This window comes from Frigoribacterium sp. PhB160 (assembly GCF_003751785.1).
GTDB lineage: Bacteria > Actinomycetota > Actinomycetes > Actinomycetales > Microbacteriaceae > Frigoribacterium.
This window is the reverse complement of record NZ_RKIE01000001.1, coordinates 1,818,477-1,836,014: the sequence shown is the minus strand read 5'-3', so window position 1 is coordinate 1,836,014 and position 17,538 is coordinate 1,818,477. Positions and strand designations below refer to the sequence as shown.

The 17,538-nt window shown below is 73.5% G+C and carries 16 protein-coding genes; 12 read left to right on the top strand and 4 right to left on the bottom strand.

The window, feature by feature from the left end:
* Positions 1-136: 136 nt before the first annotated feature.
* From EDF38_RS08685 to EDF38_RS08670, 4 genes are all read right to left on the bottom strand, one after another.
* The gene (locus EDF38_RS08685) at positions 137-1,924 is read right to left on the bottom strand and encodes a DEAD/DEAH box helicase (RefSeq protein WP_123354860.1); all 1,788 of its coding nucleotides are present in this window, start codon (positions 1,922-1,924) and stop codon (positions 137-139) included.
* A gap of 370 nt (positions 1,925-2,294) precedes the next feature.
* The gene (locus tag EDF38_RS16065; RefSeq protein ID WP_233572310.1) at positions 2,295-3,092 is read right to left on the bottom strand and encodes an excalibur calcium-binding domain-containing protein; all 798 of its coding nucleotides are present in this window, start codon (positions 3,090-3,092) and stop codon (positions 2,295-2,297) included.
* Positions 3,093-3,315: 223 nt separating this feature from the next.
* A complete protein-coding gene (locus EDF38_RS08675) occupies positions 3,316-3,852 on the bottom strand; it encodes a GNAT family N-acetyltransferase (RefSeq protein WP_123354859.1) in 537 nt (178 codons plus the stop codon).
* Between the two features lie 45 nt (positions 3,853-3,897).
* On the bottom strand, positions 3,898-5,619 hold the full coding sequence (locus EDF38_RS08670) for a threonine/serine exporter ThrE family protein (protein WP_233572309.1): 1,722 nt from the start codon (positions 5,617-5,619) through the stop codon (positions 3,898-3,900).
* A gap of 246 nt (positions 5,620-5,865) precedes the next feature.
* Between EDF38_RS08670 and EDF38_RS08665 the strand changes: the two genes are divergently transcribed.
* The 12 genes from EDF38_RS08665 (at position 5,866) to EDF38_RS08610 (ending at position 17,510) form a co-directional block, all read left to right on the top strand.
* Positions 5,866-6,999, top strand: coding sequence for a DUF475 domain-containing protein (locus EDF38_RS08665; protein WP_123354858.1), 1,134 nt, complete (start codon positions 5,866-5,868; stop codon positions 6,997-6,999).
* 159 nt (positions 7,000-7,158) lie between these two features.
* Positions 7,159-7,752 carry a TerD family protein gene (locus EDF38_RS08660; protein ID WP_123354857.1) on the top strand — a complete coding sequence of 198 codons (594 nt, stop codon included), beginning with the start codon at positions 7,159-7,161 and terminating at the stop codon, positions 7,750-7,752.
* Between the two features lie 83 nt (positions 7,753-7,835).
* Positions 7,836-8,417, top strand: a complete 582-nt coding sequence (locus EDF38_RS08655) for a TerD family protein (RefSeq protein WP_123354856.1) — start codon at positions 7,836-7,838, stop codon at positions 8,415-8,417.
* A gap of 118 nt (positions 8,418-8,535) precedes the next feature.
* On the top strand, positions 8,536-9,114 hold the full coding sequence (locus EDF38_RS08650; RefSeq protein ID WP_123354855.1) for a TerD family protein: 579 nt from the start codon (positions 8,536-8,538) through the stop codon (positions 9,112-9,114).
* An 85-nt stretch (positions 9,115-9,199) separates the two neighbouring features.
* The gene (locus EDF38_RS08645; RefSeq protein ID WP_233572308.1) at positions 9,200-10,453 is read left to right on the top strand and encodes a toxic anion resistance protein; all 1,254 of its coding nucleotides are present in this window, start codon (positions 9,200-9,202) and stop codon (positions 10,451-10,453) included.
* A gap of 8 nt (positions 10,454-10,461) precedes the next feature.
* Positions 10,462-10,998, top strand: coding sequence for a hypothetical protein (locus EDF38_RS08640; RefSeq protein WP_123354854.1), 537 nt, complete (start codon positions 10,462-10,464; stop codon positions 10,996-10,998).
* Positions 10,998-11,567 (top strand): TerD family protein, encoded by a 570-nt coding sequence (locus EDF38_RS08635; protein WP_123354853.1) that lies wholly within the window; start codon positions 10,998-11,000, stop codon positions 11,565-11,567. Before EDF38_RS08640 ends, EDF38_RS08635 begins: the two co-directional genes overlap by 1 nt.
* Position 11,568: 1 nt before the next feature.
* Positions 11,569-12,414 carry a hypothetical protein gene (locus EDF38_RS08630; RefSeq protein WP_123354852.1) on the top strand — a complete coding sequence of 282 codons (846 nt, stop codon included), beginning with the start codon at positions 11,569-11,571 and terminating at the stop codon, positions 12,412-12,414.
* Between the two features lie 6 nt (positions 12,415-12,420).
* Positions 12,421-13,683 carry an HpcH/HpaI aldolase/citrate lyase family protein gene (locus tag EDF38_RS08625; RefSeq protein ID WP_123354851.1) on the top strand — a complete coding sequence of 421 codons (1,263 nt, stop codon included), beginning with the start codon at positions 12,421-12,423 and terminating at the stop codon, positions 13,681-13,683.
* The gene (locus tag EDF38_RS16060) at positions 13,680-15,245 is read left to right on the top strand and encodes a phosphoribosyltransferase domain-containing protein (RefSeq protein ID WP_123354850.1); all 1,566 of its coding nucleotides are present in this window, start codon (positions 13,680-13,682) and stop codon (positions 15,243-15,245) included. Before EDF38_RS08625 ends, EDF38_RS16060 begins: the two co-directional genes overlap by 4 nt.
* Positions 15,246-15,321: 76 nt before the next feature.
* Positions 15,322-16,689, top strand: a complete 1,368-nt coding sequence (locus EDF38_RS08615) for a cysteine protease StiP family protein (RefSeq protein WP_233572307.1) — start codon at positions 15,322-15,324, stop codon at positions 16,687-16,689.
* The gene (locus EDF38_RS08610) at positions 16,686-17,510 is read left to right on the top strand and encodes an HAD family hydrolase (RefSeq protein ID WP_123354848.1); all 825 of its coding nucleotides are present in this window, start codon (positions 16,686-16,688) and stop codon (positions 17,508-17,510) included. The genes EDF38_RS08615 and EDF38_RS08610 overlap by 4 nt, the downstream gene beginning before the upstream one ends.
* The last annotated feature ends 28 nt before the right edge of the window (positions 17,511-17,538 follow it).

The window sequence follows — 17,538 nt, the reverse complement described above, 5'->3', positions numbered from 1 at the left end:
CAGGTCCTCACGGGCGTGGTGCCGTCGCGCGGTGGCGACGGGGACGGACATGCCGACGGCGTCGGTCCGCCCGGGGGCGGACCGACGCCGTCGGCGGCCGGAGTCGTACCTCACGGTGCGTCCCCGGCGGCGAGCCTCAGTAGCGGGGCTTGCGGGCGGGCCGCTCGTCGCGGTCGTCGCGACGCGGGGCGCCGCCGCTGCGGCGGTCCGGCTTGATCTCGATCAGCTTGCCGCTGATGCGGGTGTCGGCCAGGCGCTCGAGCATGTCGCTGCTGACGTCGGACGCGAGCTCGACGACCGAGAAGTCGGGCCGGATCTGGATCGCGCCGAAGTCGTCACGGCTCAGGCCGCCCTCGTTCGCCAGCGCGCCGACGATCTGGCGAGGCTCGACCCGCTGACGTCGGCCGACCTCGATGCGGTAGGCGGTCATCGGCTTCGAGGTGCGCGGTCCGCGCTCGGGGCGCGTGCCGCGCTCGTCGCGCGCACCGCGGTCGTCCCGCGAGCCGCGGTCGTCCCGGGCCGGGCGGTCGGTCTCGCGGCGAGCGGGGCGCTCGTCCTTCGGGTCGAGCAGCAGCGGCGTCTCGCCCTGCGCCACGACGGCGAGGGCGGCGGCGACGTCGGCCTCCGGCACGTCGTGGTGCTCGACGTAGTGGCCGATGATGTCGCGGAAGGCGGCGATCCTCGACTCCTGGGCCAGCGCCTCCGTGATCTGGTCGTCGAAGCGCGCGAGGCGCGTGACGTTCACGTCCTCGAGCGTGGGGAGCTGCATCTGCGTGAGCGGCTGACGCGTGGCCTTCTCGATCGCGCCGAGCAGGCGACGCTCGCGGGGCGTGACGAAGCTGATCGCGGCACCGCTGCGGCCCGCGCGACCGGTGCGGCCGATGCGGTGCACGTACGACTCGGTGTCGATGGGCAGGTCGTAGTTGACGACGTGGCTGATGCGGTCGACGTCGAGGCCACGCGCGGCCACGTCGGTCGCGACCAGGATGTCGAGCTTGCCGCTCTTCAGCTGGTTGACCGTGCGCTCGCGCTGGGCCTGGGCGACGTCGCCGCTGATGGCGGCGGCCGAGTAGCCGCGGGCACGGAGCTTCTCGGCCAGCGTCTCGGTCTCGTTCTTCGTGCGGACGAAGATGATCATGCCCTCGAAGTTCTCGACCTCGAGGATGCGCGTGAGGGCGTCGACCTTCTGGGGGTACGACACCATCAGGTAGCGCTGCGTCGTGTTGGCCGAGGTCGTGGTCTTCTGCTTGACCGTGATCTCTTCGGCGTCGTTGAGGTACTGCTTCGAGATGCGGCGGATCTGCGCCGGCATCGTCGCCGAGAACAGCGCGACCTGCTTGTCGTCGGGGGTGTCGGCGAGGATCGTCTCGACGTCCTCCGCGAAGCCCATCTTCAGCATCTCGTCGGCCTCGTCGAGCACGAGGTACTTGAGCTCGGAGAGGTCGAGGGTGCCCTTGGCGAGGTGGTCCATGATGCGGCCGGGCGTGCCGACGACGACGTGGACGCCGCGGCGCAGGGCGCTGAGCTGCACGCCGTAGGCCTGGCCGCCGTAGACCGGCAGCACGTGGACGCCGCGCATGCCGGAGGCGAACTGCTCGAACGCCTCGCAGACCTGCAGGGCCAGCTCGCGCGTGGGGGAGAGGACGAGGGCCTGCGGCTTCTTCGCGCTCGTGTCGAGGCGGCTGAGGATCGGGAGCGCGAACGCCGCCGTCTTGCCGGTGCCGGTCTGGGCGAGGCCCACGACGTCACGGCCGCTGAGGAGGGTGGGGATGGTGGCCGCCTGGATGGCGGAAGGGGTCTCGTAGCCGATCTCCCTGACGGCCTTGAGGACGGCATCGCTGAGCCCCAGGTCGGAGAAGGTCAAGGTCGGCGCAGAGTCGGTGGTGTCGGCGTCGATCTCGTCGCGCGTGTCGGTGGGGCTCATCCTGCAAGGGTAAGGGACCGGCGGGCGTGTCGCGCCCGGGCGTGCCGGGTGTGCCTCAACGGGATCGGCCGCGGGGCCGCTCGTCGTGCCCGAGCCGGGACGGTGACGGAGACGGCCCGTCACGGTGACGGGGGTCGAAGCCGCGGCCGGGCGAGAGTCGGTGCATCGGGGACGCCTCCCGTTCTGCACGTCGCGTCGCAGAAGAACGTCACGCGATGCTCGAGCCGTGACGCGAGACGCGGGCACCGGACGCGCGAACCCCGTCGGCGGGCCGTCCGGCGACTCGAAGCGTCCGGCGTGCGGCCCGCGGCCCGCGGCCCGCGACTCGCGGCCCGTGACCCGTGACCCGCAGCTCGCGGCCCCCCGAGGATCAGTTCTCGCAGCCGACCCCGTCGCCGTCGCGGTCGAGGTGGCTCGCGTATCCCGGCTGCCCGGCGTAGATGGGAGCGGCGCCTGCAGCACGTACGGCGTCGCAGTTCTTGTAGTACGTGGACGACGGCGCGGCAGGGGCAGCGGGCGCCGGCGCGGCGGCAGCCGCTGCTGCGGCAGCCTGTGCGGCCGCCACCCGGTCGGCCTCCGCCTGTGCGGCGGCGGCCTGCTCGGCGGCGACGCGCTCTGCCTCCGCCTGGGCGGCGGCAGCGGCAGCGGCCTCCGCGGCGGCCTGCTCGGCGGCGACGCGCTCAGCCTCGACCTTCGCGGCGGCTTCGTCCGCGGTCTTCTTCGCCTCGGCACTCGCCTTCGCGGATGCCTCGGCCGACTTCTTCGCCGCGGCTTCGCGGCGACGCTCGGCGGCGGCGGTCGAGGAGGGGGACGGGGTCGGCGCCGCCTCGGCGAACGATGCCGGGCGGGACGAGCTCTCGGCGGTGGCGACGTCGTCACCACTCGGCAGGATCGCGCCACCGAGGCCCGTCGCGACGACGGCGATCGTGAGCACGCCGGCCGCGAGTCCGCGTGAGCGGAGGAAGAGGGGGCCGCGACGCCCGGTCACGAGCGACCAGAGCGCGAAGAGCGCCGCGAACAGCCCGGCGATCACGAGGAGCCCTCCGATTCCGCCGGTGGCGGTGCCGACGGCGAGGAACAGCACGACGATCGCGGCCAGCACGAGCAGCACGACGAGGCCCGCGGTCGAGAGGCGTCGGTCGGTCGGGGACGACTTGCGGTACGGCACGGGTTTCTCCTGCGGTCTTCGTCGATGGTCGGGTCCATCGAGAGTGAAGATAGCTCAGAAAGAGTCGTGGCAGGGAGCCAGGCTCCGCCCCGTTCGGGGGGTCGACACGTGGCGTCGCGTTCTGCTCATCGCGTCGTGCAAGAACGTGCCGCGATGCACAGCTCGCGACGCGGGAGGGGGTGATGTGCGGGAGGCGCTGAGGGGCGGCGACCTCACTCGGGCCTCACAACGTCAGCAGCATCACGTCCGAGTCGCCCTCGCGACCGACGACCACGAAGCCGCGCCGCTCGTAGAGGGCCCGGGCCCGGTCGTTGCCGTCCTCGACGCTGAGGCTGACGCCGGGGAGCGAACGACCGCGCGCCTCCTCGACCACGGCGTCGAGCAGCCGCCCGCCCAGCCCGCGGCCGCGGTGGGCGGCGGCCACGCCCATGCTGAGCTCCGGCACGTCGGTCGAGACGAAGCCGTAGCCGCGGTCGTCCTCCGCGAACAGCCGACACCAGGAGGCGCCGAGCGGCTCGCCCTCCGCCGACACCGCCACGACGCCGAGGTCTCCCGCGCGGGGCCAGGCGTCGACGTAGTGCCAGACCTCGGGCTGGCTCCGCAGCCAGGCGAGCGTCATCTCGTCGCGGTCGCCGGTCCACGCGAACGCGGCGAGCAGCATCTCGGCGAGGAAGGGCGCGTCGTCCGCCGTCGCAGGGCGCAGCCGGACCGAAGGACCGGCGGCACCGACTGCGGGACCGGCAGGGAAGGAAGGAGTCATCGTCGTCTCACCTCGGGGAACGGGGATGCGCCGGAGCGCGTCCCCTCACGCTAGTGGGCCGCCCGCGGGCGGCCCGCCGAGCATCTGCCCGTCGTCCGGCGGCGACGACGGAGCCGAGCCAGCGACGCCCGAGCCTGCCCCACCCGAGCCTGCCCCACCCGAGCCGGCCCCGTTCGAGCCGACCCCGCCCGGACCGGCAGCAGCAGCCCCCGCCGCACCGGCCCCCGCGCCCGACGACGGGATGATCCCGATCGGCGACGTGTCGAGCCGCTGCGACTGCACGACGACGCGCTTGGTCCGGCGCCGCAGGTACCGGCGCGCGCCCGGCGTGGCGAGCAGGTTGCCGAGCACGAGCCCGGCGCCGATGGCGAGCGTCGTCAGCATCGACGCGACGAAGTCGACCTCGGCGCCGTCGGTGCCCGCCATGAAGTTGAGCAGCGCCGACGCGACCGCGAGGGACGGCAGCAGCGAGCCGCAGAAGGCCGGCACCGCGATCGCCGTCGCCGACACCCGCAGCCGCGCGGCCGCCACGGTGCTCAGAGCGCCGAGCAGCGTCGCCGTGACGAAGGTCGCGCCGAGCAGCGGCACCCCGAGCGTCTTGAGGCTCCAGACGACGACCGTGCCGACGAGCGCGACGGCGATCGCCGCGGGCACGACCCGCGCGTTCGCGCCCTGCGTCACCGCCGTGGCCGAGGCCGCGAAGAAGGTCGCGATGACCGAGAGCCAGAGCGGCAGCGCCCGCAGCGTGATGTCGGTGGGGTCGACCTCGATCGACGCCCCCGAGGTCAGGGCGAGCCCGGCGGGGATGCCCACGACGATGCCCGCCACGATCAGGCCGATCACGAGGGCCCGCGACAGGGCCATGGCCCGGAAGCCCGAGATCGCGTCCTGTGCCCAGGTCACGATCGTCACGTGCGGCAGCACGAGCACCACCACCGCCGCGACCATCGCCGCGGCGCCGGCGGCCGTCAGCGCGCCCGACCAGATCGCCAGGGTGCCGAGCGTCGCCACGCCCGCCGACTGCAGCGCGACGACGAAGAACTGCGGGATGCCCTTGCGCGTCAGCCAGCGGCCGAGGTTCATGACGCCGACCATGAGCAGGAACGCCCCGAGCGCCCCCGTCACCGTTCCGCCGGCCTGCAGCGAGACCGAGACGCCGAAGAGGCCCATGGCCGCGTCGGTGATCCAGGTGGGCCAGCGCGGCGGCGACCCGAGCACGGCGACGAGCCCCTCGACAGCGCTCGTCATGTCGCGGTCGTCGTGCAGCAGCTCGTCGACGATCTGGTAGACGAGCGACAGCCGGTGCAGGTCGCTGCCCTCGGCGCTGACCACCCGCACCTTGACGAGCGGCGGGCCGTCGAGCGGCGCGTACTGGATCGTGATGGCCGTGCCCGTGATGTCGAGCTCGAGCGGCGCGAGGTTCCACTTCGTGCCGACGGCGACGATGGCCACCTCGACGGTGCGGACGTCGGCGCCCGACGCGAGCATCACCTCGCCGAGGTCGAGGCAGAAGTCGACGATCTGGCGCGGCGAGTAGAGGTCGCCGAGCCGGCCGTGCTGCGGGGTCGTGCCCTCGTAGATCGTGCCGCGCAGCCGCGCCCGCACGTCCCGCATTTCCTGCGCGTCGACGCGGCGACGACGGGCGCGGGGCACGCGCGGGGCGGCCGGGTCGCGGGGGCCGCGCCGCGCCTCCTTCGCCGCCTCGGCGTCGGCCTGCCGACGCGGGTCGCGAGGTGGCGGGTCGTACGCCCGGGGGCCGTCGCTCACGCCGTCACCGACCAGGAGGCGCGGGTCGGCGGGGACTCGTCGGCGGGGGCCGCTGAGGTGAGTACTGACACGCCCTCGAGTGTAGGAGCCGACCGCCGCGGGGAGGACCCGGCCCGCCCGGGGCGCCGCCCATATACTGCAGAGCGTGCACGCAGCCGCCCCGGCGGCCGCTCGCGCACCGCCCGCCCGGGTCGACGCGCGACCCGGCAGCCGACGGGCCGACCCGTCGGCCAGGGGAGTCGCACCGTGTTCTTCAAGACATTCACCGGGTCGCTGATCGTGACCGTCATCGCCCTCGCCGTGGGCTTCGTCTACGGCGGGCTGGAGGCGCTGATCCTCGTCGGCGTGCTCGGCATCCTCGAGATCAGCCTGAGCTTCGACAACGCCGTGGTGAACGCGCGCATCCTCGAGCGGATGAGCGCCTTCTGGCAGAAGATGTTCCTCACCGTCGGCATCCTCGTCGCGGTGCTCGGCATGCGCATCCTGTTCCCGCTGCTCATCGTCGCGGTGACGGCGCAGCTGAACCCGGTGGAGGCCGTGCGGCTCGCGCTCGAGCAGGGCAGCATCGACGAGCCGGGCACGTACGCGTACATCCTCAACGACGCGCACCCGCAGATCGCGGCGTTCGGCGGCATCTTCCTGCTGATGCTCTTCCTCGACTTCATGTTCGACGACCGCGACATCCGCTGGCTGCGCATCCCCGAGCTCGCGTTCGCCTGGGTCGGCAAGCTCGGCAGCGCCTCCGTCGTGATCGGCCTGGCCGCGCTCGTCGTGGCCTCGCTGGCCGCCGGCGAGAAGCAGGCCGTCGTGCTCGTGGCCGGCGCCTGCGGCATGATCGCGTACTTCCTCGTGACGGGCCTCGGCTCGCTCTTCGAGGTCGACGACGAGAACGACGACGACGACGTCGACCCCGACGAGGTCGCGGCCCGGGCCGAGAAGATCGCCGGGGCGCCCCGCAACACGGGCGGCAACGTCGTGGGCCGCGCGGCCTTCCTGCTCTTCCTCTACCTCGAGGTCATCGACGCGTCGTTCTCGTTCGACGGCGTCATCGGCGCCTTCGCCATCACCTCCGACCCGATCCTCATCGCCCTCGGCCTCGGCCTCATCGGCGCGATCTTCGTGCGGTCGCTCACGGTCTTCCTCGTGCGGGCCGGCACCCTCGACGACTACGTCTACCTCGACCACGGCGCCCACTGGGCGATCGGCGCCCTCGCGACCATCCTGCTCATCTCGATCAGCGTCCACGTCGAGGAGGTCGTCACGGGCCTGATCGGCGTCGTCTTCATCCTCGCGGCCTTCGTCAGCTCCCTCGTGCGCAACAAGCGGCTCGCCGCGAGCACCGACTCGGCGGACGCGACGCCGGCCGACGTGGTGGGCTGACCGGAGGCGCCCCACACCTCCGGATCGACGGCTCGCCCAGTCGACGTGCAGGACCGATCCAGGTGGTTCGGCCAGGATCGTCAGCAGACGACCAGCAATGAGTCACGTCGACCGCCCACGAGGTCGGTCGGCCCCACACCGGAGTCGAAGGAGAACACCATGGGTCTGAGCTTGCAGAAGGGCCAGTCGCTGAGCCTCAAGAAGGCCGACGGGGGGCAGCTCTCGAAGGTCCGCCTCGGCCTCGGCTGGGACAGCGCGACACCCGCGAAGCGCGGTTTCTTCGGCGGTCTCAAGAAGGAGGCCGACGTCGACCTCGACGCCTCGGCGATCTTCTTCGACGCGTCGGGCACGCCGCTCGACTACGTCTGGTTCCAGCAGCTGCAGAGCAAGGACGGCTCTGCGCGGCACACGGGCGACAACCTGACCGGGGCCGGCGACGGCGACGACGAGACGATCATGATCGACCTCACGGCCGTGTCGCCGAGCGTCAGCCAGATCGTGTTCGTCATCAGCAGCTACAGCCGCCAGACGTTCGACCAGGTGCAGAACGCCTTCTGCCGCGTCGTCGACGACTCGTCGGCGGGCAGCCCCGAGGTCGCTCGCTACCAGCTCACCGACTCGGGCTCGCACACCGCCATGGTCATGGCGAAGGTGTCGCGAGGCGCCGACGGATGGTCGTTCACGGCCATCGGCGAGCGGGCGAACGGGCGGGCCGTGCCCGACCTCGTCGGCCCGGCCAGCCAGGCGCTCTGACCCGAGCGACCCGCAGCACAGCGCGACCCGCGACACGGCAGCACCGCACGACCGCACCACCGGACGGAAGGACGATCAGCACCATGGCCAGCCTCACCCTCTCGAAGGGCCACAACCTCTCCCTCTCGAAGGCCGACCCGAGCCTCCAGCGGGCCGTGGTCGGGCTCGGCTGGGACCCGCGCACCACGGCCGGGACGGCGTTCGACCTCGACGCGTCGGCGCTGATCCTCGGCGCCGACGGCAAGGTGCGGTCGCAGGACGACTTCATCTTCTACAACCAGCTCGCGACGCCCGACGGCTCGGTCACCCACCTCGGCGACAACCGCACCGGCGAGGGCGACGGCGACGACGAGCAGATCCGCATCGACCTGTCGATCGTGCCCGCCGACGTCGACCGCATCGTGATCTGCGTCACGATCGACCAGGGCGACGTCCGACGGCAGAACTTCGGCCAGGTGCGCGACGCGTTCTGCCGCGTCGTCAACGAGGACACCCAGCTCGAGGTCGTCCGGTACGACCTCAGCGAGGACGCCGCCTCCGAGACGGCGATGATCTTCGCCGAGATCTACCGCAACTCCGGCGAGTGGAAGTTCCGGGCCGTCGGCCAGGGGTACTCGACCGGCCTGTACGGCATCGCCACCGACTTCGGCATCGTCCTCGACTGAGGGCCCCGCGCGTCGTCCGGCGCCCGCGCCGGACGCGCGGGGGCCGGCACCTCGCCGGCCGGCCCTGCACCACGACCACACCGACCCCGCACCACCACACCAGGAAGCAGGCAGCACCATGGCAGGACTCTCCCTCCAGAAGGGCAACAACCTCTCGCTCACGAAGACGAGCCCCGGCCTGACGGTCGCGACCGTCGGCCTCGGCTGGGACCCGCGCACGACCAGCGGCGAGGCCTTCGACCTCGACGCCTCGGCGCTGCTCGTCTCGGCCAGCGGCAAGGTCCGCTCGTCGGCCGACTTCATCTTCTACAACCAGACCGAGGCGGCCGACGGCTCCGTCAAGCACCTCGGCGACAACCGCTCGGGCGAGGGCGAGGGCGACGACGAGCAGATCTCGATCGACCTCAAGAGCGTCTCGGCCGACATCGAGCGCGTCGTGATCGCCGTGTCGATCGACCAGGCCGACGAGCGCCGACAGAACTTCGGCCAGGTGCGCGGCGCCTACTGCCGCGTGCTCGACCAGGACGAGAAAGAGATCGTGCGCTTCGACCTCAGCGAGGACGCCGCCCCCGAGACGGCCATGATCTTCGCCGAGGTCTACCGCAGCGGCTCGGAGTGGAAGTTCAAGGCCGTGGGCCAGGGCTACACGACCGGCCTCGCCGGCATCGCGGGCGACTACGGCGTCACCTTCGGCTGAGGCTTCCCTAGGATCGGCTCCGGGGGCGCATCCGCGTGCGACCCCGGGCCGCCCCGCCCGTCGACCATCGAGACTGGACACGACCATGAGCATGACCCTCACCCCGCCCGACCCCGACGAGTCGGGCGACCTCGTCCTCCGGGCGCCCGACGCCCCGGCGATCGTGCAGCCCGAGGCCGCGCCGGGCATGATCCCCGTGCCGGACGACCGCCAGGCGGAGATCCGCCGTCAGGCGCAGGAGTTCATCCGCGACGTGTCGACCCTCGACCCCCGTGCGCCCGAGTTCACCGAGAAGGTCGAGGGCATCTCGACGCTCGCGAGCTCGGAGATGACCTCGTCGAGCGGCTACTCGACCCGCATGCTCGAGCGGTCGACCTCGTCGGTCGCCGGGGCGAAGCGCGGCGGCGACAGCGCGCAGATCAAGGTCGCGAACACCCTCGGCGAGCTCCGCTCGACGGTGGAGGACCTCACCCCGAACCAGGCCGACCTCGGCGTCGGCCGCAAGATCCTCGGCTTCATCCCCGGGGGCAACAAGCTCGCGAAGTACTTCCAGAAGTACGAGTCGGCGCAGACCCAGCTCGACGCGATCATCAAGTCGCTCATGTCCGGCAAGGACGAGCTCCTCAAGGACAACGCCGCGCTGGCCGGCGAGAAGCAGCAGCTCTGGGAGACCATGGGGCAGCTCAGCGAGTACGCCGTCTTCGCCGACGCGCTCGACACCGCGGCCACCGAGAAGATCGACCAGGCCAAGGCCTCCGGTCAGCTCGAGCAGGCCCAGAAGCTCGAGGCCGACGTGCTCTTCCCGATCCGTCAACGCCGTCAGGACATCCTCACGCAGCTCGCCGTGTCGGTGCAGGGCTACCTCGCGATGGACCTGATCCGCAAGAACAACGTCGAGCTCGTCAAGGGCGTCGACCGCGCACGCACGACGACGATCGCGGCGCTCCGCACCGCCGTCACGGTGGCCGCGGCGCTGGCGAACCAGAAGATGGTGCTCGACCAGATCGACGCGATCAACACGACGACGAACAACATGATCCTGCAGACGAGCGAGATGCTGAAGGACCAGACCGCGCGCATCCACGAGCAGGCCTCGTCGTCCGGCGTCAGCGTCGACACGCTGCAGAAGGCGTTCGACAACGTCTTCGCGACCATGGACTCGATCGACACGTTCCGCTCGCAGGCGGCGCAGAACATGGCCGGCACCGTGCAGGCCCTCGAGGCCGGCATCACGCGCGCCAAGCCCTACCTCGAGCGCAGCCGCCAGGGCGAGGCGGCCGAGGTCGGCCAGGCGGCCACGCGCGCCGCCCTGGGCGACGGCTCGACCCCGCGCTCCTAGACGGCACCGTGGTCTTCGGCAGGCTGTTCGGGCGCGACCGCGACGACGCGGCGCGCCCGTCCGCCGTCTCCGGGAGCGACCTCGCGGCGATGACGGGCACGGCCTCGGGGCTCGCGCAGCCGGGGGCGGCGGCGGCCGAGGCGACCGACCTCGACCGGCTCGTCGCGATGATCGACGGCGGCAGCGGGCGCCTGCCGACGCTCGTGATCTCGCGGCTGCTGCAGATCGTCGACGAGCTGCGCGACGCCGTCGCCCTCATCGAGTCGCAGGGCGCGTCGACCGAGCAGCGCGTGCTGCTCGAGCAGCTCGTCGGCGACCACGTGCCGGAGCCGCTCCGCCGCTACCTCACGCTGCCGGCCGCCGACCGCCGCGACGACTCGCGACCCACCGGCCTCTTCGTCGACCAGCTCGGCCTCGTGCACGAGACCGTGCTCGACTTCGTCAACCAGATCCGCCTCGGCGCGATCGAGGAGCTGTCGACGCACGGCCGCTTCCTCCGCTCGAAGTTCGAGGACGACCCGGCCCTGCGACTGGAAGGACCCTGATGGCCGAGATGGTCCCGGGCGGCAACGCCGCCCTCACGGCCGAGAACCCCGACGTGCACGAGCTGCTCGTCGGGTTCTCGTGGCAGAGCACGCCGAGCCGCGGGCCGCAGCCCGAGCTCGTGCCGCTCGCGATCCTCTGCGGGGCCGACGACACGGCCCGCACCGGCGACGACGTCGTGTTCTTCAACCAGATCGAGTCGGCCGACGGCTCGGTGGCCTTCGACGAGCAGCCCTCCCGGGGAGGCGCGGTGGACGACGAGCAGATCGACGTCGACCTCCGCCTCGTGCCCGACGACGTCCAGAAGATCGTGTTCGTCGTGTACGTCGACCCCGACCGGCGCGGCCTCGGCACCTTCGGCGCCGTCCGCCAGGCCAGCATGCGGGTGGCGACGAAGGACGGCCGCGACCTCGTGCGCTTCGTCGTGCCGAGCGACGACAACCACCGCATCGACGCGATGCTCTTCGGCGAGCTCTACCGTCACCGGTCCGACTGGAAGTTCCGCGCGCTCGGCCAGGGCTACACGACCGGTCTCTCCGGCGTCGCCCGCGACTTCAAGATCGCCCTCTGACGTGGTCGACCGACCGCTCCGCACCGACCTGCCGTTCCTCCGGCGGCGGGTGAAGCCCGGGCCGGCGCCGCTGCCCGAGACCGCGGTGCCGACGGCGACGACGGCGACCGGCGGCGGGGCGGGGGAGCCGACCCGCGCCTCCTCGTCGGGGGCGGGGCTCGTGCTGGGCGGCCGCGTCGGCCCGGCCACGTCGGCACCGGCGACGGCCCGACCGCCGATCGCGCCGGCGCCGGCACCCGCACTGGCATCGCCGCCGCGAGCGCCGGGAGCGCCGGGCGTGTCGGCGGGCGGCGCCGCGTCGCCGTCCCGGCCGCGGCGGGTCGTCCGGCCGCAGCCGTTCGTCGCGCCCGACCTCGCCGGCGTGCGCGAGCTCGGGGCCGAGTCGCCGCTCGTGCGGCTCTCGCCCCGCCGCTCCGCGATCGGCACGCTCGCCGTCGTGGGCGGCGTCCACGCGATGTGGGAGAGCACCGAGCTCGTCGACGGCGCGGCCTTCGCCTCGGGGGAGCGCCAGGGCGACAGCGTCGTCACGAGCGGCAACCGCCCGCTCGTGGCGTTCGACGGCGACGAGGTCCTCGTCACCCTGCGCCACGTCCGCGAGCTGCGGCGTGCGCACGTCGTCGCGGGCGACGGGGCATGGCTGCGCGTCGACCTGCCCGGCGACCGCACGCTCGCCGTCGACCCGCCCGGGCCCGGCGAGCGGGTCGCCCTGTCGCTGCTCGTCGTCGACGGCCGGCTCGAGCTGCGTCGGGTCACCCTGCCGGACACCCTGACGCCATCCCTCGTCCACCAGAGGTTCGGCTACTCGATCCCGGAACGTCCCGGCGACTCCGTGCCGGCCAGGTCATAATCGCCCATGCGCCATTTCGGCTTCCTCAGCGACGAGCAGGCGTCGCTCGTCTTCCACACGCTGCCGCAGCGACTCGAGCTCGACTCGCCGGCCCCGCTGCTCGCGGTCGCCCTCGGCGCGACGCTCTACTGTCCCGGCACCCGGCCGGGCCTCGTCGCCGCCGTGCACAAGCAGGCCGCGCGCGGGTGCCTCAGCATGGTGCTCTGCCTCGAGGACAGCGTCGCCGACGACGAGGTCGAGCAGGCCGAGGACGCCGTCGTCGCCGCGCTGCTCGAGCTCCGGGCCGAGCAGGTCTCGGCGGCGCGGGCCGTCGCCGGCGGGGCCGACCCCGACGACGTCGCGCCGGCCGTGCCGATGCTGTTCGTGCGCGTGCGCACCCCCGAGCAGATGGCGAGGGTCGCGGAGCGCGCGGGCGACGCCCTCGACGTGCTCAGCGGCTTCGTGATCCCGAAGTTCGAGAACCAGTCGGGCTACGCCGACCGCTTCTTCGCGGTGCTGCACGAGATCCACGAGCGCTTCGACCAGGCGGGCGGCGACGGACGCCGTCGTCTCCGCGTCATGCCGATCCTCGAGTCGCCCGTGATGATCCACGCCGAGAGCCGCGCGTCGGCGCTCGAGGGCATCACCGCCGTGCTCGACCGGAACCGCGACGACGTGCTCGCCGTCCGCATCGGCGCCACCGACCTCGCGAGCGCGTTCGGCCTCCGCCGCTCGCGCGACCTCACGATCTACGACGTCGGGGTCGTCGCCTCGGTCATCGCCGACATCGTCAACGTGCTGGGCCGCCGTGAGCGCGGCTTCGTCATCAGCGGCCCGGTCTGGGAGCACTACGTCAACACCGAGCGGATGCTGCGTCCGCAGCTGCGCATGACGCCGTTCGTCGAGGCCGACGACATGCAACTGCGCAAGGAGCTGCTGCTGTCGAACTTCGACGGCCTGCTGCGCGAGATCGCCCTCGACCAGGCGAACGGCATCACCGGCAAGACCGTCATCCACCCGACCCACGTCGCCCTCGTGCACGCGATGAGCGTCGTCAGCCACGAGGAGTTCCTCGACGCCCAGGCCGTCGTCGGCCGTCGCGGCGGCGGGGCCGTCGCCTCGCCCTACGGCAACAAGATGAACGAGATGAAGCCGCACACCGCCTGGGCCGAGCGCACGCTGCTGCGGGCGGCCGCTTTCGGCGTCGCGCTCGAGGGCGTCACCTTCGTCGACCTGCTCGAGGCGAGCATGCGCGAGACGTCGCTGACCCCCGCCGGAGGCGCGGCGTGACCCCCGGCACCGCTCCCGACCCGACCGCGGGGCCCGACCTCGTCGCCGGGCCCGGAGCACCGGTGCCCGGCGTCCCCTCCCGCGAGAGCACCGTCGTGCACGAGCGCCTCGGCGTGCGGGTCCGCTCGTCGCCCCGGTCGCTCGTGCCCGTCGAGCCGCTCGTCGGCCTCGCCCTCCGCCGCAACCCCCGCCGTGCCCACCTGCTCGTCTCCACCGTGCTCGCCAAGCACGTGCCGACCGTGCCCGCGCTCGCGATCACGGCCGGCGAGCTGCTCGGCACCGTGGTCGAGCTCGCCCTGCGCGACGACCTCGACGACGAGCTCGCGGGGCTGGACGCGGCGGGCCGGGACGGACGCCTGACGGAGCTCGCCGCCCGCTTCGCCGCGGTGCTCGACGACCGGGACGCGACGGGCGAGGACCTCACGCGCCTCCGGACGGAGCTCGCCGACCTGCGCGCGTCGCTGGCGGCCCTCCGGTCGCCGCACCCCGAGGTCGCGACCCTCGGCTACGCCGAGACGGCCACCGGGCTCGGGCGCCTCGTCGCCGACGCGCTCGGCTCGTGGTACCTGCACTCGACGCGGCACGACCCGGTCGGGGCCGTCGCGTTCGGCGCCTTCGAGGAGGCGCACTCGCACGCCACCAGCCACCGGCTGCTGCCGACCGACCCGTCGCGTCTGCGGGTCGGGGGCACCGTCGTGCTCGTCGACGACGAGCTCAGCACGGGCGCCACGGTCGTCGACACGATCCGTGACCTGCACGCCCGCGTGCCCCAGGCCCGCTGGGTCGTCGCGGCGCTCATCGACCTGCGCGGGGCGGACGACCGCCGGGCCTTCGACGAGCTGGCGCTCGAGCTCGACACCCGCGTCGACGTGGTCGCGCTCGGCGACGGCGGGATCGAGCTGCCGACCGACGTGCTGGCCCGCGGTGCCGAGGTCGTGGCGGAGTTCGCGGGCGCGGGCGCGGGCGCTGGTGCTGACGCCGTCGCTCCCGGTCGCGGCGAGGTCGGCGGTCGCGGCGACGTCGGCGCGGTCGGGGAGGTCGTGACGCTCGACCTGCGCGAGGTCGTCGAGCCGGTGCGCTCGGAGCGGTTCGGGGTGGACGCGGCGAGCGAGCGCGTCGACGCCGAGGCCGTCTCGGCGGCGCTGGTCGCGGCCGTCTCGGGAGGGCGGGCCGACGGGCACGGCGGCGACGCGCCTCCGGTCGTCGTGCTCGGCACCGAGGAGTTCTTGTCGGTGCCGCTCGCGGTCGCGCACGCCCTCGACCGGCACCTCCCCACGCGCGTGTCGTCGACGACCCGCTCGCCCATCGCCGTGCTCGACGACAGGGGCTACGCCGTGGCGAGCTCCGTGACGTTCCGCAGCCACGACCGCACGGTCGACGGCCCGGGGCCCCGCTTCGCCTACAACCTCACCCGCGGCGGCCGACGTGCCGGCGTCGTCGTGCTGATGCCCGAGCCGGGCACCGACCCCGCCGACCTGGCGGGGCCCGACGGTGTGACGTCGGCCCTCGCCGCGGTCGCGGACCGGGTCGTCGTCGTGCTGCTGCCCGCGGCCGGCGCCTGACGGCCGCAGCACCGGCCGCCGTCCCTCGTCCGACGCACCTGCCCCACCGACCACCCCGATGACCGAGAGGCCACCGATGCACCCCGCCACGCCCGCCGCCCCCGCCGAGACCGCCGCCCCTGCCGAGACCGTCGGAGGCTCCGAGACCGTCGGCAGCTCCGTCCCCGTCGGCACCTCCGTCCCCGTCGGCACCGAGGCGCCGCCCCTGCCCGAGCCGCTCGTCGGGCCGGCCTTCGGCTCGTACGACGCCGACGACGTCCGCTGGCTGCTCACCGACCTCGGCGACGTCGAGCTCGAGGCCCCGGCCCACGAGCGCGAGGCGACCCTGCAGGGCGGCACGGCCAACTACGCCGAGTCGCTGCCGATCGAGTACCAGCCGACCGCGGAGTACCAGGCCCTGTACGAGGAGGCGCTGCTCCGGTCCGCCACGCGCGTCGCGACGGCCGTCGGAGTCGTCACCGACCTCGCGCTCGAGGCCCGCGCCGAGGCGCCGGTCTTCGTCTCGCTGGCGCGGGCCGGCACGCCGGTCGGCATCCTCATGCGGCGCTGGGCCCGGGAGGTGCGCGGCGTCGACGCCCCGCACCTGACGATGAGCATCGTGCGCGGCGTCGGGCTCGACCCGGTCGCGCTGCGCTGGCTCGCCCGGGAGCACGACCCCGCGCGCATCGTCTTCGTCGACGGCTGGACGGGCAAGGGCGCGATCACGCGCGAGCTGACCGAGGCGCTCGACGCCTTCGCCGCGAGCGACGGCGTGCGCTTCGGCGACGACCTCGCCGTGCTCGCCGACCCGGGCCGCTGCGCGTCGACCTGGGGGACGCGCGACGACTTCCTCATCCCGTCGGCGTGCCTCAACTCGACCGTGTCGGGCCTCGTCTCGCGGACCGTCTACAACCGGCGGATCATCGGCCCCGGCGACTTCCACGGCGGCAAGTTCTACGCCGACCTCGCCGAGGTCGACGTGTCGCGGGCGTTCGTCGACGAGGTGTCGTCGCGGTTCGCCGCGGTCGTCGAGGAGGTCGACGGTCTCGTCGCGGAGGCGGCCGGCGACCCGGAGCGCGCCGCGGGCCCGACCTGGGCCGGCTGGGAGGCCGTCGAGCGCATCAGCGTCGAGCAGGGCATCCACGACGTCAACCTCGTGAAGCCCGGGGTCGGCGAGACGACGCGGGTGCTGCTGCGGCGCGTCCCGTGGAAGGTGCTCGTCCGCGCCGACGCCGTCGACGAGGTGCAGCACGTGCTGCTGCTCGCGTCGCAGCGCGGGGTGCCGGTCGAGGTCGTCGACGAGCTGCCGTACAGCTGCGTCGGGCTGATCCACCCCGTGCACACCGCGGGGGCGACCGGGGCGGACGGGCGCGCGGTGCGGGCCGCGGACGCCGGGATCGTGCCGGGCGCCGGGGTCACGCCGGGCGCCGGGGTCACGCCGGGCGCCGGGCAGGACGCCCGATGAGCCGCCTGCCCGTCGTCGTCGCCTGCGACCTCGACCGCACCCTGATCTACTCCGCCGCCGCCCTGCGGCTCGAGGGCGACGACCAGGACGCCCCCGAGCTGCTCGTGGCGGAGGTCTACGGGGGCGTGCCGATCTCGTTCCTGACCCGCGCCTCCGAGGCGTTGCTGGCCCGCGTCGACGAGACCGCGCACTTCGTGCCCGTGACGACGCGCACGGTGGCGCAGTACCGCCGGGTGCGGCTGCCGGGCGTGCGGCCGACGCACTCCGTGACGACGAACGGCGGCACGCTGCTCGTCGACGGCGTGCCCGACGAGGCGTGGCGCCGCGCCGTCGACCGGCGGGTCGCCGAGGCGTGCGCCCCGCTGGGACAGGTGGAGGCGCTCCTCACCGACCAGCACTGGGCCGCGTGGACCCACACCGTCAAGGCCGCCGAGGAGCTCTTCGTCTACGCCGTCGTCGACCGCGCCGAGATGCCCGAGCAGGCCGTCGTCGACCTCGCCGCGCGCTGCGACGAGCTCGGCTGGACGGTCTCGCTGCAGGGACGCAAGGTCTACTGCGTGCCCCGGCCGGTGACGAAGTCGGCGGCCCTCGAGGAGGTGCGTCTCCGCACCGGTGCCGACACGGTGTTCGCGGCGGGCGACTCGCTGCTCGACCAGGGGATGCTCGAGGCCGCGACGGGTGCGTTCCGGCCCGCTCACGGCGAGCTTCACGACGTCGCGTTCACGGCGGCGAACCTCACCGTGACGGACGCCGACGGGGTGATGGCGGGGGAGGAGCTGCTGCGGCGGCTCGGGGACGCCGTGGTCGCGACCGCGCGCTGAGCGCGGCCTGCTGCTCGCCCGGGCCGGC

What these genes read in the sequence shown, in the direction of transcription:
- EDF38_RS08685 (WP_123354860.1), bottom strand. Translation starts at nt 1,924, where the DNA reads ATGAGCCCCACCGACACGCGCGACGAGATCGACGCCGACACCACCGAC.
- EDF38_RS08675 (WP_123354859.1), bottom strand. Translation starts at nt 3,852, where the DNA reads ATGACTCCTTCCTTCCCTGCCGGTCCCGCAGTCGGTGCCGCCGGTCCT.
- EDF38_RS08660 (WP_123354857.1), top strand. Translation starts at nt 7,159, where the DNA reads ATGGGTCTGAGCTTGCAGAAGGGCCAGTCGCTGAGCCTCAAGAAGGCC.
- EDF38_RS08655 (WP_123354856.1), top strand. Translation starts at nt 7,836, where the DNA reads ATGGCCAGCCTCACCCTCTCGAAGGGCCACAACCTCTCCCTCTCGAAG.
- EDF38_RS08650 (WP_123354855.1), top strand. Translation starts at nt 8,536, where the DNA reads ATGGCAGGACTCTCCCTCCAGAAGGGCAACAACCTCTCGCTCACGAAG.
- EDF38_RS08645 (WP_233572308.1), top strand. Translation starts at nt 9,200, where the DNA reads ATGAGCATGACCCTCACCCCGCCCGACCCCGACGAGTCGGGCGACCTC.
- EDF38_RS08635 (WP_123354853.1), top strand. Translation starts at nt 10,998, where the DNA reads ATGGCCGAGATGGTCCCGGGCGGCAACGCCGCCCTCACGGCCGAGAAC.
- EDF38_RS08625 (WP_123354851.1), top strand. Translation starts at nt 12,421, where the DNA reads ATGCGCCATTTCGGCTTCCTCAGCGACGAGCAGGCGTCGCTCGTCTTC.
- EDF38_RS08615 (WP_233572307.1), top strand. Translation starts at nt 15,322, where the DNA reads ATGCACCCCGCCACGCCCGCCGCCCCCGCCGAGACCGCCGCCCCTGCC.
- EDF38_RS08610 (WP_123354848.1), top strand. Translation starts at nt 16,686, where the DNA reads ATGAGCCGCCTGCCCGTCGTCGTCGCCTGCGACCTCGACCGCACCCTG.